The 13206-nt window shown below is 55.9% G+C and carries 14 protein-coding genes; 3 read left to right on the forward strand and 11 right to left on the reverse strand.

What is annotated here, in order from left to right:
* The first annotated feature begins 11 nt into the window (after positions 1-11).
* Positions 12-539: a helix-turn-helix domain-containing protein gene (locus tag EPD59_RS11305; RefSeq protein ID WP_133272876.1), complete on the forward strand. Its 528-nt coding sequence runs from the start codon at positions 12-14 to the stop codon at positions 537-539.
* Positions 540-746: 207 nt separating this feature from the next.
* Positions 747-1727: a hypothetical protein gene (locus tag EPD59_RS11310; RefSeq protein WP_133272877.1), complete on the forward strand. Its 981-nt coding sequence runs from the start codon at positions 747-749 to the stop codon at positions 1725-1727.
* Here the strand turns inward: EPD59_RS11310 and EPD59_RS11315 are convergent.
* The 8 genes from EPD59_RS11315 to mnmA form a co-directional block, all read right to left on the reverse strand.
* The gene (locus EPD59_RS11315; protein WP_133272878.1) at positions 1724-4231 is read right to left on the reverse strand and encodes a TonB-dependent receptor plug domain-containing protein; all 2508 of its coding nucleotides are present in this window, start codon (positions 4229-4231) and stop codon (positions 1724-1726) included. The genes EPD59_RS11310 and EPD59_RS11315 overlap by 4 nt on opposite strands.
* Positions 4231-4950 carry a ribulose-phosphate 3-epimerase gene (gene rpe / locus EPD59_RS11320; RefSeq protein ID WP_133272879.1) on the reverse strand — a complete coding sequence of 240 codons (720 nt, stop codon included), beginning with the start codon at positions 4948-4950 and terminating at the stop codon, positions 4231-4233. The genes EPD59_RS11315 and rpe overlap by 1 nt, the downstream gene beginning before the upstream one ends.
* Positions 4951-5189: 239 nt before the next feature.
* Entirely contained in the window at positions 5190-5651 is a 462-nt protein-coding gene (locus EPD59_RS11325) for an RES family NAD+ phosphorylase (RefSeq protein ID WP_133272880.1), read from the reverse strand.
* A 12-nt stretch (positions 5652-5663) separates the two neighbouring features.
* Positions 5664-6128 (reverse strand): type II RES/Xre toxin-antitoxin system antitoxin, encoded by a 465-nt coding sequence (parS, locus tag EPD59_RS11330; protein ID WP_240731362.1) that lies wholly within the window; start codon positions 6126-6128, stop codon positions 5664-5666.
* Between the two features lie 312 nt (positions 6129-6440).
* Entirely contained in the window at positions 6441-6764 is a 324-nt protein-coding gene (locus EPD59_RS11335; RefSeq protein WP_133272881.1) for a hypothetical protein, read from the reverse strand.
* Between the two features lie 126 nt (positions 6765-6890).
* Positions 6891-8537, reverse strand: a complete 1647-nt coding sequence (locus EPD59_RS11340; RefSeq protein ID WP_165963562.1) for a S8 family serine peptidase — start codon at positions 8535-8537, stop codon at positions 6891-6893.
* A gap of 345 nt (positions 8538-8882) precedes the next feature.
* Complete coding sequence (locus EPD59_RS11345) at positions 8883-9644, reverse strand: hypothetical protein (RefSeq protein WP_133272883.1); 762 nt, start codon at positions 9642-9644, stop codon at positions 8883-8885.
* A gap of 12 nt (positions 9645-9656) precedes the next feature.
* Entirely contained in the window at positions 9657-10829 is a 1173-nt protein-coding gene (mnmA, locus tag EPD59_RS11350) for a tRNA 2-thiouridine(34) synthase MnmA (RefSeq protein WP_133272884.1), read from the reverse strand.
* A gap of 36 nt (positions 10830-10865) precedes the next feature.
* Between mnmA and EPD59_RS11355 the strand changes: the two genes are divergently transcribed.
* Positions 10866-11639 (forward strand): beta/alpha barrel domain-containing protein, encoded by a 774-nt coding sequence (locus EPD59_RS11355; protein ID WP_133272885.1) that lies wholly within the window; start codon positions 10866-10868, stop codon positions 11637-11639.
* A gap of 12 nt (positions 11640-11651) precedes the next feature.
* Here EPD59_RS11355 and EPD59_RS11360 read toward each other — a convergent pair whose 3' ends face one another.
* From EPD59_RS11360 to trmB, 3 genes are read right to left on the reverse strand one after another with little or no spacing between them, the layout of a single operon-like run.
* A complete protein-coding gene (locus tag EPD59_RS11360) occupies positions 11652-12503 on the reverse strand; it encodes a maleylpyruvate isomerase N-terminal domain-containing protein (protein WP_133272886.1) in 852 nt (283 codons plus the stop codon).
* 9 nt (positions 12504-12512) lie between these two features.
* Positions 12513-12671: a class I SAM-dependent methyltransferase gene (locus EPD59_RS23710; protein ID WP_317128358.1), complete on the reverse strand. Its 159-nt coding sequence runs from the start codon at positions 12669-12671 to the stop codon at positions 12513-12515.
* Positions 12641-13174, reverse strand: coding sequence for a tRNA (guanosine(46)-N7)-methyltransferase TrmB (gene trmB, locus EPD59_RS11365; RefSeq protein ID WP_317128359.1), 534 nt, complete (start codon positions 13172-13174; stop codon positions 12641-12643). Before trmB ends, EPD59_RS23710 begins: the two co-directional genes overlap by 31 nt.
* Between the last annotated feature and the right edge of the window lie 32 nt (positions 13175-13206).

A 13206-nucleotide genomic window follows, 5' to 3' on the forward strand; every position in this document is an offset into this window, starting at 1 on the left:
CTCTACGCTTCATGTTTTCCTCTAGTCATATTGTAGCCATTCGCAAAGAGAAAGGCTTTTCCCAGGAGGTGTTAGCAGAGCGTTCGGGTATAAGTCTACGTACGATACAACGGGTGGAGCGGGGCGAAACTATTCCCCGCGGTCATACCCTGCTGGCCCTGGCCTCGGCCCTGGAAGTAGCAATTGAGGATTTTCAACCGGCACCTGACCCTAAGTCGGTGCAGGCGCCGGTTTCCTCGCCGCCCGAGCTGCGCTCCGATCCTCAGTTTTTGCAGCTACTCAACCTGAGCGCTTTAAGCTTTCTGCTGTTTCCGCTCCTTAATATCCTATTCCCGGTGGTGCTGTGGCGGGCCCGCAAACGCACCGTGCAAGACGTCGGAGAGGTCGGGCGCCGCGTTGTGGGCTTTCAGATTCTCTGGCAAGTGGGCAGCGTCTGCCTCTATCTTCTAGCAATGGCCGTGCACTTGGTGGGGGCATTTCTGCTAAATCAACGTTACCTGTTAGTTTACTCAGCATCCTGTTTACCACCTACGCGGTGAACGTCGGGGCTATTTGCTACTATGCTTTTCGGCTCCGTCAAGGGCATCTCGATATCTACCCAGTTCGGCTGTGAACCAGTCTATTACAATGTATTGACCTTAAATGCTTTACGATTAATGGCGGGGAAATGGCGCAGAAATGACGCACGCTTCAAGGCAGCAGTGGAAGTACTTTCGACTCAGTCAATCACCCTTGTCTAGTGTCTCATGAAGACCTCCCACAAAATTGTACTTAGGATTGCAGTCCTGCTTATCGTAAGCGGAATAGGCGGGTATTTCTATGCTCGTCAGCTGTTTCGGGCACCCCAGAATCAGTTGCTGATCACGGGCCTGCCCGCTACACTCCCCTTCGTCTGGCACGCGGAAGATACGGGCAGCGGCCCCGTGGCCCATGCCGGGCTTCTGGTACCGGTGCAGGTGCCAGGCTGCTCCCGCCCCTGCTATTTGCAGTTTGATACGGGTGCCCCTTATTCCGTGCTGTATGCCAATCCGCTGGCGGCGCTGCAGCAACAATACCCCACTATGCGCCTAGCTTTTTCAGCCGGGGGCGATACGCTGAAAAACTTCCGGTGCAGCCTGGGCAACGGGCAAGTGCTGGCCCGCACGGTGAAGGTGCTTCCCCTTGGCGCGAAGCAGCTACCGGAGGCGGGCAGCAACGAGCATTTGATTATTGGTACCCTGGGCACCGATTTTATGGACGGCCGGGTACTTATCATTAACTATCCACAGCAGCAAATTACCCTCGCAACCGCCGTGCCCGACAGCCTGAAACAGCGCATGGTAGCGGTACCACTCACCTTCGAGAGTCGCCGGGTGTTGCTGACGCCGCAGGTAGAGGGTAAGGCGCAGCAGCTGCTTTTCGACTCTGGCAGCAGCGCCTTCGCCCTGCTAACCAGCCGGATTATATGGGATAAGTTAGTCCAGCCGAAAGCTCCCGTTCAAACGACGACGGTTAACTCCTGGGGCAAGTCCCTCACCGCGCATACTGCCCCTACGGCTGCCCAGCTCGGCTTTGGTGATCAACAGGTAGCCCTCGGAACGGTCACTAATATAGAGGGCACCAGCTTTGTGCAGAACCTGATGATGCGGGTGAGCGGGATGGGCGGCATGCTAGGCAATGCTCCGTTTGAGCATCATACTGTCGTCATGGACGTGAAAGGTGGCCGTTTTGGGCTGGTTTCCCCTTAAAACCGCGCTATTACCCGCAGATTCACCAAGCGCTGGGACAGGTAATTGGGTACGGAATAAGTGTCGCCGTTCACATCCTGGAGGTAGCTGTAGCCACCCACATTGTTGGCGGCCAGCACGTTCAAAATCTCCAGGCCCAGCCACAGGCTTTCCAGCTGGCCTACACGGCGTGGTGTATTAACGTCATTGCGCAGGGTAAGTACTTTGGAAACGCCTAAATCGACGCGCTTGTAGGAGCGGCTGAGCTTGGTAGTACCGCGCTCCTCTGGGAGGTTGGGCGGACTGAAAGGCAGGCCCGAGCCAAACACAAAGTTCACGTAGCCTTTCACCGAGGGATTGTTGGGCAGATGATCCTGGAAGAAAATGCCCAGGTTGAGGCGTTGATCGGTGGGGCGGCGGATATAGCCTTTCTCTTCCCGGCCGATCTCGGTGCCATCTTCGTCGCGCAGGGTTATGAAGTCGTCGTCGAGGTTTTCGCGGGTGGTGAGCACGCCCAGGCTAAACCACGACTCGGTGCCGGGCACGAACTCGCCAGCTACGCGGGCATCGAGGCCGGCGGCGTAGGCAGTGGCATTGTTGCGGGCAAAGTAGCGCAGACGCACATTGTCGAGGTCGTAGGGTACGACGTCGGTGAGGTATTTGAAATAGACTTCGCCGGTGAAGCGGAAAGGCCGACCCCACTGCTGAAACTTCAGATCCTGCCCAGCGATGAAATGCAAGGAGCGTTGGGCCCGCAGCTCTGGGTTCAGAATGGCTTGCTGGTTGCGCAGCTCCCGATAAAACGGCGGCTGGTAATACACGCCCGCTGCCACTTTGAACGCCAGATCTGGGTTGCGGCGGGTTACAAACGAATACTGCACCCGGGGACTAAAGACCAGTTGGCGGTTTACGCTCCAGTAGTGCGCGCGCACTCCGTAAGTAAGTGTGCGCAACGAGTCGAAGGTGATTGTATGTTGAGCGTAGCCTTGGTACCGCTCACTATCAAGCGTCAGATCGGTGCGCAGGCGAGTGAAGCGGGCCTCGGGCACAAAGCCCGCCGAATCGACAAACCCGTACTCATTCAGCATATCCTCAATGTGCTCGCGGCCAGCTTTTGCCCCCCAACGCACCGTGTGGCGACTAGTCGGTGACCATGTGCCGCGGGCTTCGAGCGTAGCGAGGCGGGCGCTCAGGGTATTGCGCGAATGGTCGTAGCGCGAGCCTAGGTCGCGGATGCGGACGGGACGATTAAAATCGGGCGAGTTTGGGTCAACGTTGATATCGGCGAAACGGTAGCTAGCTTCCACGTCCCGAAACTCCAGCTCCCGCGAAATTAGCCCCCCAGCCAGCAGCTCCCCCGTAAACTTAGGGCTAAACTCGTGGCGCAGATTTAGGCCACCTTGATAGGTGTCGTACTGCATCCGCTCGCGGCCATCGTAGGCAATAAAAAGCCGTGTAAACTGGTTGGTGGCGGTGCTGAAGGTACTCTGGCCGGTTTCGGGCGTGAAGCGATAATCGTTGTGGGCAAAGGAAGTCAGCAAGCCTAAAGTCGTTCGGTTTGGCTCCGATTTGCCCCCCAGTGCCGCGTTGATATAGAGCTGACCGTCGTAAAAAGTAGGGTTGTAGCCACCTTGCGCCTGCCGCAGCGAACGGAGCACGTACTGAGCATTTTTGTAGCGAATGCCGGCCAGGTAGCTCACGCGCTTATTAGGCGACGTGGCCTCCACGTGGGCCGTGCCGCCCACCAAACTAGCCGTGGCCGAGGCTCCAAAGCGAGCGGGCGTTTTGTACTCCACATCCAGCACCGACGAGAGCTTATCGCCAAACTTTGGCTGCCAACCGCCCGTCGAAAACGCTACCTGGCTTACCAAATCAGGGTTGATAAAGCTCAAGCCTTCCTGCTGCGCGGCAGTCACCAGAAACGGTCGGTACACCTCAATGCCGTTTACGTACACGAGGTTTTCCTCGTAGTTGCCGCCCCGAACCGAATAGGTGCTAGTCAGCTCATTATTGGCTACCACACCGGGCAGCGTGGTGAGTATCTTATTGAAATCACCGAAGGCCGAAGGCAATTCCTTCGCCGCCCGCGGGTTAATGCGCGTCAGGCTCACTTGCTCACGCGTATCCGCGCTTTCGCCGCGGCCGCGCACCGTTACGTTGCCCAGAGCGCGGGCATCGGTAGTGAGCGTGAGCCGCTGGGGGGCATTTTTGGTTAAATCGAGGGGCGTGCGCAACACCTTGTAGCCCAGACGACGCGCCACGAGCACAAGAGCTGGTGCGCCGGGCGCGGGCGGCGTTACGCGCAGCGAAAATTGCCCCCCAGTATCGGTAGTAGTGCCGCCGGGTTGCCCTTCAACGCCTATATCCACAAGCTCCAGGGGTTGCCCATCCGCGTTGCGGACGGTACCGCTGACTAAGATGCGGTTGGCGGTTTGTTGGGCCATCACCCCCGTCCCGACCAGAACTAGCAGTAAGGTCAGTAGTAGGCGAAGGGGCTTGTTTCGCAGGCGAGTAAGCAAATGCATTAGGCGTTCAGGCTCTCCTCCGATTCATCCTCCAGCAGCTCGCTTTCGCTCAAGTGCGCACGCAGGTCAGCCAGCGTAGCTACGGGGTCGGGCGAGCCAAACACAAAGTTGCCAGCCACCAGCACATCAGCGCCGGCTTCTACCAAAGCGGCGGCGTTGTCGCGGCTCACGCCGCCATCAATCTCAATCAGAGCCGAAGAGCCGCTATCCACCAGCAACTCCTTCAGTGCGGCTACTTTACGTAGCGTATTGGGAATAAACGCCTGCCCGCCAAAACCTGGGTTTACCGACATCACGCACACTACGTCCAGATCGGCGGCAATATCCTCAAGCAGCCACACCGGCGTATGCGGATTGAGCGCCACGCCCGCCCGGCAGCCTAATGCTTTGATTTGCTGAATCACACGGTGTAAATGTGGGCAAGCTTCATAATGCACCGTGATGTTAGTTGCACCCGCGTCGCGGACGGCGGCCAGATAATTCTGGGGATCCTCAATCATCAAGTGCACATCGAGCGGCTGCTTGGCATGACGGCCAATGGCCTGCAATACTGGTATTCCAAAAGAGATATTCGGCACAAACCGACCATCCATAATATCGCAGTGCAACCAGTCGGCGGCGCTACCAGCAAGGCGCTCGATTTCAAATTGCAGGTTGGCAAAATCGGCGGCGAGCAGCGAAGGAGCCAGTAATGGGGCTAGGCGGCGGGTAGAAGTCATACCGCGAAGGTAAGCGTTTGGGCGCGAGCTTGGATGAGGTTTGCACTCAACAATTGTCTTGCTTCAACTTGCTTTCCAAAAGTGAAGATTAATAGACGTTCGCAATAAAATAAGCCCGTCATGCAGAGGCGAAGCCGAAGCATCTCGCGTGTTTAGCAGGATTACTAAACTCACAACAGCGAGCGAGATGCTTCGGCTCCGCCTCCGCATGACCGCCTTCGTGTTGGTAGTTGTTGGGATTATTCTTGATTCTCCGCTTTGATCCGTGGGTCGAAGGCAAACTCCTCCCGACTGCTAATGCGGATCCGGGCAAAGTCGGGGTGGCGGGCGTGTAGAATGTAGTTGAACTCGCTGGCGATAATGGAAGACGGCACCCGCAGCACAGGTGCCGTTTTGCGTTCATACCACGCGTCGCCCAAGGGCTGACAGAGGGAATAGTTGCGGGTTTTGTGCCAGTTGGGGGGCAATTGTTCCAGCGTAATAGTCTCTACAGCCAAGTCGTCCGGAATCTGCACAACGAGTACTTTGAATCGTTGATTTAGCCCCTCGCCGCCCCGGTGCACTACGTTTTCCAAGCACGCCAGCGCCCGACTGCTGGCCGTATAAATGACGAAATGGCCCTTGGAATTCCAGCGCCCGCGGTTGCCTGAGGCGTATAAATCCTGGGCGTACTCCGCCAAGCAAATACGGTATACTTCCACCCTACTGCTCGTTTAAGCCAAGTCGCCGTAGGCAATCCGATCCAACTCTTCCAGCACTAGATCAATGCCGCCGCTGGTTTCTAGCAATGTGAGCGGCACTTGCTCATCGAGACCGTAGGAAGGCTTTTCGAGCCACCGGACAAAGGCATCCGCTTCGCCAAATACCTGCTGCCCGCGCAGATGCAGAGCGAGCAGCTTCAGAGTCTGCTCGCTGTGGGCAGGGTTCAGGTTTTTCTGCTCTTGGCGGTAGGTACGCAAGGTTTTGGTGGTGATGTTGAGAATATCAGCAAGCTGCTCGGGGTGTAGATGAAGCAAGCCGGCCACTGCAATAGCCGTAGCGGCCGAAACACCTTGCCGCGCCGCCATCACCAAAGAAAAGGAATCCTTTACCACTTTCTTAAGCGCCGTCAGCTCCGACCCAGCCATGGGAAGATTGGCGAGTCCACTTGCTTTGCGAGTTGTTGCTATGCTGCTCATAATCGAAGTGGTTCTAGGTGTTATTTCAAAGTTAGGAATATTTTCCCTTAAACTCGGAAATTTTTCTTTTTGTTTGGTAACACTTCCTCTGGATTGCCGCTTCGCAACGATAGTGGAAACAAAAACCCCATGATGGTCATGCAGAGCGGAAGCGAAGCATCTCTACAGCGGTAGTAGGATTAGTAACCTAGCATCAGCACGCGAGATGCTTCGCTTCCGCTCTGCATGACGGTCCAAGTATAATAAGGCTTAAAAAAACGTAGCTCGAAGCAAATGCTTCGAGCTACGTTCAAACTCTACTCGTTATCAACCTTACTTCTCCCCTTTCTTCCACGGCTGCCAGTCCAATTCACCATTCTCGCGGCGGCGTAGGAACACCGTTTGATCATCTTTTTGGGTTTTGCCGAAGGTCACGTCGCCACGGCAATCGAGGCATTTGACGGACGTATATTTGAATTTATCCTGCGCCACGCGCGAGGTAAGATCGAGGTTATCGGAGCCGCAGAGGCCACAGGCGGGCACATCGGCAAAGCTCAGGCGGTCGTACTCGGACACCACGTCGTGGAAGTTGCCTCCCTGCACGGTGAAGTGAAACTGCCGGCGCCCGATGCGCTTGGTAATCATGAGTTGAAGCACAGCAAATACATTAAAGGGTGAGAGCGGAATAGTTGGTTAAGGATAAGGGTTTTTATTGGAATTAGAAGCGCATAAAAAAGCCCCCAGACACAGTATACCTGCTACCTGGGGGGCATTTTTGGAATATTATTCCTTAATAAAGCGCACCGAACGGCGCACCCGACCAGCACTTACGGAACACGTATAGGCTCCTTTGGCTAAAACGCCGGGTCTCAATTCTACCTGTTGAGCTGAAGTAGCGGGCACTTTTTGCTCCATAACAACCCGGCCGCGAGCGTCGATGATGCGTACGCGCAGTGCTACATTTTGAAACTCGGGCGTGAGCTGCAAGAACAATGCGTCATCACGGGTCGGGTTGGGGTAAAGGGCTAGCTGTCCGCGAGCAGGCGCTGGCGCGGCCACGGGGAGCAGCGTACCCGCCGCGAGCGTTTGCGCCCGGCCAAAATCAGGGATGCCGTACCCCAACTCATTATCGGGTTGAGTTGCCTGGGAGCCGGAGCGCTGCAAAGTGGCAATTACCTGCTGTGCTGTCAGCTTAGGATTTGCCTGCCAAAAGCCAGCAACCAAGCCTGCCAGCGTAGGACACGCATAGGAAGTGCCGTTGCCGTTGACTACTGTACCCGCGGCCGTCATCACAGCCGAAGCTCGCCCCTGCGCTGCGAGCGCAGGCTTGATACGCCCATCGGCTGTGGGCCCGACGGAGCTGAACACAGCCCGCTGCAACAACACCGAATCGACGGCGCCCACAGTTAAGATGGAATCAGCATCGGCCGGGGCATTCACGTAGCGCCATGGGCTGCTGCCTTCGTTGCCAGCGCTATTTACTACCAGGATACCTACGCGGGCCGCTACCGTAGCCGCCCGCGACGAGAGCGCTGTCCGGCCGTTTAAATCGGCGTAGGCGTAGTCGGGCGAGGGCTGATCAAAGTCATTATAGCCAAGGGAAGAACTGATGATATCCACGCCCACCGAATCGGCGTACTCGGCGGCCAGCAGCCAGTTGGCTTCCTCAATCGGGTGCTCCGACTTAACGTCTTCCGTAACGAGCAGATGGTAGCTGGCCTTAGGAGCAGTGCCCACAAAAAGACCAGGCTGGTTGGCTGCCATCGTTGATAAACACTGCGTACCATGCTCGTTACGCCCGTAAACGGCCTTATCGTGTTCTACAAAGTTGTAAGTACTCAGTAGGCGCTTTTCCGCGAATAACGGCGCAAAAGCCGGTAGGCGGTCTACACCCGAAAAGCCCCCATCGAACACGGCAATCTGGATTCCCTCTCCCCGAAAGCCAGCGTCGTGCATAGCCACGGCCCCTAGCATTTGGGCTTGCCCATACGCAGGTCCGTAGGTAGGTCGTCCCGGTGCCGTAGTAGTGGCGGGCGGTAGAGTAGCCGGTGGATTAGTAGGGATAGGTGAGGCAGGTGCCGCCTGCGCCCGAATCAGGGTTTGCGTGCCCTTCACGGAAGGCAGTTTGCGGAGGGTAGCCAGTGTAGCAGAGTCGCAGACCACCACGGCGGCATTGAACCAACGTGAGGTGTACCACACTTGCACGCCCGAAACCGCCTTTATCTGGGCTACATAGGCCGGATTGACGGGCAAGTCGCGGGGCTGGATGGCAATATTCTGGCGTGTCCGGCGAGTGATGGCGCGGGCCGACAAATACGCCTGAGGCTGCGTTATGCTAAACGGAGAATTGGCTTTGTCGCGAAAGAATATCAAATGCCTGCCCACCACAGCCGTCGCCTGCGGCGGACTGCCGGGGTTCGATTGGGCCATAGCACTACTTAGGTGGCTACTGAGCCCCATCCAGAATAAGACAAGCAGAGAAATTCGCATTAAGTAAGACGAGTAAAAGAATCAAAAAGGAAAAAACACAACTGCTAATTCACAGAAAAAAGCCCCCAGGCCACGTACAGCATAGGCTGCACCATGAATAAAGGCACTACGTGGCTAACCGGAAATAGTAGAATAATAACACGGATACTGGGAAGGTCGTTGCATCAGTGGGCTCGGCAAAAAGCCCCCCAACAGCGCAACGTATATAACAGCGCCCAACAATGGTAGTTATAAAAATCTACCATTGTTGGGCGCTGCTCTCAAAGGTTATCACCCTGCGAATGACTACAGTTTTCCAGCCTCAATTAACGTCTCGACTCGGGAGCTACCTGCCAAGCGGTAGCCAGGTACCAAAGAGCAATCAGCAGGCGAGCCGGGCGGACAGCCATATTGGTAGCGACGCCGCCACCGATGGATGGGTCCCACTTCCCGAGCGTACACCTGGCGTTGAATATTGAGGTTAAACAAATCGTAGGCAGTTGTGTCAGCGGTTGTAATCGTCTGCTCGTAGCGCTGGGGCTGAGTGGCTGCGGTTAGCTCGAAAGGCTCTCCTACCCGGTCATAGCCCCGCTTCTCAGCCGTAATAGTATCGCCGGAATTAAAGGCATTGGAATTCCATTTCCGGCCAGCACGCACCGGAAACACGAGTTCTACGGTGCGGCGATTGCTACGGGTAAGTAGTAGCGTGTTCGGGGTTGTCTTGATGATGAATACGCTATCGTCGCGCCAAGCCTGGGCGGGAGTGGTGCGGCGCGACCGCACCACTCGGTAAACAGAGTCGCCAGAGGCATCGATGAAAGTTTCGTCTACCCGCTCCCGAAACTGAAAGCGGGTAGCCGTGCCCGTGTTATTCTGATAAATGGAATCGACTACGGCATACACCCGGTACGCTCCAACCTCCACCGGATAATACTCCAGACCCATATCAGGTCCGGGCTCCGTTTCGCGGGTGCAGGCCCACGCTACTCCTACCGCCAGCAAACCAGCCGCAAGTGCACGGCGGCTTATGAATAATTTAGCGAAGCGCAGACGATAGAAATAGCTCATGCAGAAGCAGGATTACAGGGCTGAACCGGCAAGCGCCGCAGCTTGAGAAGTAGGATCAGATATCACGTGGCGCTCAATCCAGCCGCCACCCAGCACGTCATTGCCTTCGTAGAAAACGGCAGCCTGACCGGGCGTAACAGCGTGAACAGGCTCCTCAAAATAAGCATACACTTTGTCACCGATCTGTTCGAGGAACGCGGCGGCTCCGTCGTGGTTATAGCGAATCTTCGTGGTAGAGGGCACCAAACCCATTCCTTCCAGCGAAGCATACTTGCCCATATTGAGCTTGCCGACCACGGTCGTAGTGCTAGCTAAATCATCGAAGTTGCCAAGTACGACTTGGTTCGAATCGGGTCGAATTTCGGTCACGTAGGCCGGGAAACCAAGGGCAATACCGAGCCCTTTGCGCTGCCCAATCGTATAGAAAGGATAGCCCTCATGCGTACCAACGACAGTGCCGTCGCGGAGCACAAATTGCCCCCCAGCCACGCGCGCCTCCAGCCCTTCCACCCGCCGCTTCAAAAAGCCGCGGTAGTCATTGTCAGGGATAAAGCAGATTTCGTAGCTCTCCGGCTTATTGACCAGTTCAGTAAACCCGCGCCGACGAGCTTCATCATAAATCTCAGTTTTGCGCATTCCACCCAACGGAAACATTGTCCGCGCCAAGCTTTCCTGCGACACCCCCCAGAGGGCATATGACTGATCTTTGTTTTCGTCTAAGCCTTTGCTCACCACGTAGCGACCGTTTTCTTGGCGAATATTGGCATAGTGACCCGTAGCGATGAACTGGCAACCCAGCTGATCAGCGCGGCGCAAAAGCGCATCCCATTTGATGTGGGTGTTGCAGAGCACGCACGGGTTAGGCGTGCGGCCGGCCAGGTATTCATCGGTGAAGTTGTTGATGACAAAGTCACCAAATTCGTCCCGGATATCAATGATATAATGAGGAAAACCGAGTTCAACGGCTATTTGACGGGCGTCGTTGATGGAGTCGAGGGAGCAGCAGCCGGTTTCTTTTTTGGAGCCGCCCGCCGAGGCATAATCCCAGGTTTTCATGGTCATGCCCACCACTTCGTAGCCCTGTTCGTGCAAAAGCACAGCTGCTACAGATGAGTCAATGCCGCCGCTCATAGCGACGAGAACGCGCCCGCGAGCGGACGACGTTGAAGGTGTGTTTTCAGTCATAAAAGAAGCGCCCGTGAGGTCAAGGCTCCGGCCGCGATGGCAAAGATAACAGCCGACACCTACCCACAGTTCAGTGCCGCCGGTTTAAGCCGTACAAAGTACATGCCGCGCATTGCAATAGCCCAGATTCCTTACTTTCGCGCTTCGCCAATTCCGAACTGGCTTTCCCGCCTGCTTTCAATACTTCTACTTATGGCTCTGCTTACTTCCGTGCTAGTGCGCGGCATTAATAACCTCTCCGACGCCCGCTATTGCGCTGGCATGGGCGCCGATGGCCTTATTTTTACCCTCGATCCGGCCCTGCCCGGCGCGGTTGATGCTGCTACCGTGAAAGAGTTGGCCGGCTGGGTAGCCGGCGTGGAGCTAATTGGGGAATTTGACGAGATGCCCGTATCCGAAATCAACCGGCTGGTAGAGGAGTGCGGTTTACAGAGAGTATTGCTGCACCAGCGCCCGGAAGCGCCACTTTCGGTGCCGGCGCTGCTGCACGCGCCCCTGTTTCTCATTACTTCCAATAGTTTGAGAAACGAAATGCTGCTCCATTACAGCCCAATTTTTCCCGCCGGCCTAGGCGTTGCTGCCTCGTTAGATATGAATGACTTACCCGAGGCCCGGCAGGAAGCTTTGGCCGAGGCGGCTACGCAGTTCCCCCTGTGGCTGAGTGGCGCCATTACCGCCGAGAATGTAGGCAACTTGTTGAGCGCTATCCAACCAGCCGGCCTCATCTTGCAAGGTGGCAACGAAATAAAGCCGGGCCTACGCGATTTCGACGAGTTGGAGGCCGTGTTTGAGGCGCTAGAAGAGGAATAAAGCGGAGCGATTCTAGCCCATTATCGTTATTAGGTTAAACACCTGCTCACCCAAAGGTTTATCACCAGTTAGCCGCACGTGGGCTTCGGCCTGCGTGCGCGGCAGACTCTTGGTAAATAAGCGCCAGGCTACAGTTCCATCAATGGTTACTTCCGCCACACTAGGGCTGGTAGCGCTTTCTTGTAATTCCCACTGTCCGGCGCTGTTGTACTGTAGAAACCAGGTGCCACCACCTTCGCCTGTGACCGTGAATTGCAGCTTTTGTCCAGGCTCAGCCGATACGTGGCGGTAATGGTGGGGCAGCGCCCTCATGCAAGTCGCCAGAAAGGGCTGATATAATGTTGGCGTAAGTAATTCGTCTTCACCCCGCCCTACTGCCTGTCGTATTTGCTGCTGATGATGCCACTTTTCGGTGTAGTCGCGGGCAATGTGAAACCAGTTGAGCGACGTTTGTTCCCCTGCCCAGCCCACGGAAAAACCTGCCGGCTCCCAAGGATCAAGCGTATGCAAAAAAGCCGTGTACTCCCGCCCCGTCGACTCTAGCATTTCCATTACAATGCGTGGACTCAGCCGCCGGGTGGCTATTATCCAGTCCGCATTCAGCTCATTCAGAAACTGTACGATGCCCTCATAGCTAGTTGGATCAGCGGCCGCCACCCCAAAGTACCCATCGCGCAGCATGGATAGCGTTTGTAGATTGCCGGCCATCAAGTGCAAAGCCACATCCATCACCTTCCACTTGGGCGCCAGCGTTTGAAGTTCCCATTCTGCGGGCTGCAAGCTCCTAAGGAAAGACAGAAGCTTCTCATCCAGGACAGAAAATAAAGGCAAGGTTTCAATGGGTACAGGGCGCTCGGTAGACATGAGACAGGCTTAGCTCAACGTAAACTGAATGTACTTTATAGCAATGCCCTCACCGCGGAAGCGGCGCTCGTAGTGGGTTTGAATATCTTCGGCGTGAGGCAGCAGTTCGGGCGTAGCGTAAATATCGGCGGTGTGGGCTAAAATGCGAGCACCGGGGCGAGTTTGCAACGTTTCAAGCGTGTATTCATAGAGCGGCGTATCGTCCGTTTTGAGGTGAACGAGCCCCCGATGCGCAATACTTCTTGATACAAATTAAGGAAACGTGGCGACGTAAGACGGCGCTTTATATCCCGGTCGCGGGGTCGTGGGTCAGGGAAGGTTACCCAGATTTCAGCCAGCTCCTGGGGGGCAAAATGGGCAGTCAGCGACTCTGCCCGGGTGCGCAGGAAGCCCACATTAGTCAGGCCTAGTGCCTCCGCACGAGTGCTTCCCCGCCAGATTCGATCACCCTTGATATCAAGGCCCAAGAAGTTGCGTTCGGGGTAGCGGGCTGCTAAGCCGACAGTATAATCACCCTTGCCGCAACCCATTTCCAACGTAATCGGATTTTCATTCTGAAAGAACTCTCGGTGCCAACGCCCACCCAACTGCTCATAGTTGGCTTTGCCTGGCTCTACAATATCGGCTCGTTCCGCGTTGTGGGCGAAGCGCGCTAGTTTCACTCGACTCATTTAGTTGACTTGTTGATTTATCGTATTGGATC

Origin of the sequence: Hymenobacter radiodurans (assembly GCF_004355185.1) — a bacterium.
Lineage (GTDB): Bacteria > Bacteroidota > Bacteroidia > Cytophagales > Hymenobacteraceae > Hymenobacter > Hymenobacter radiodurans.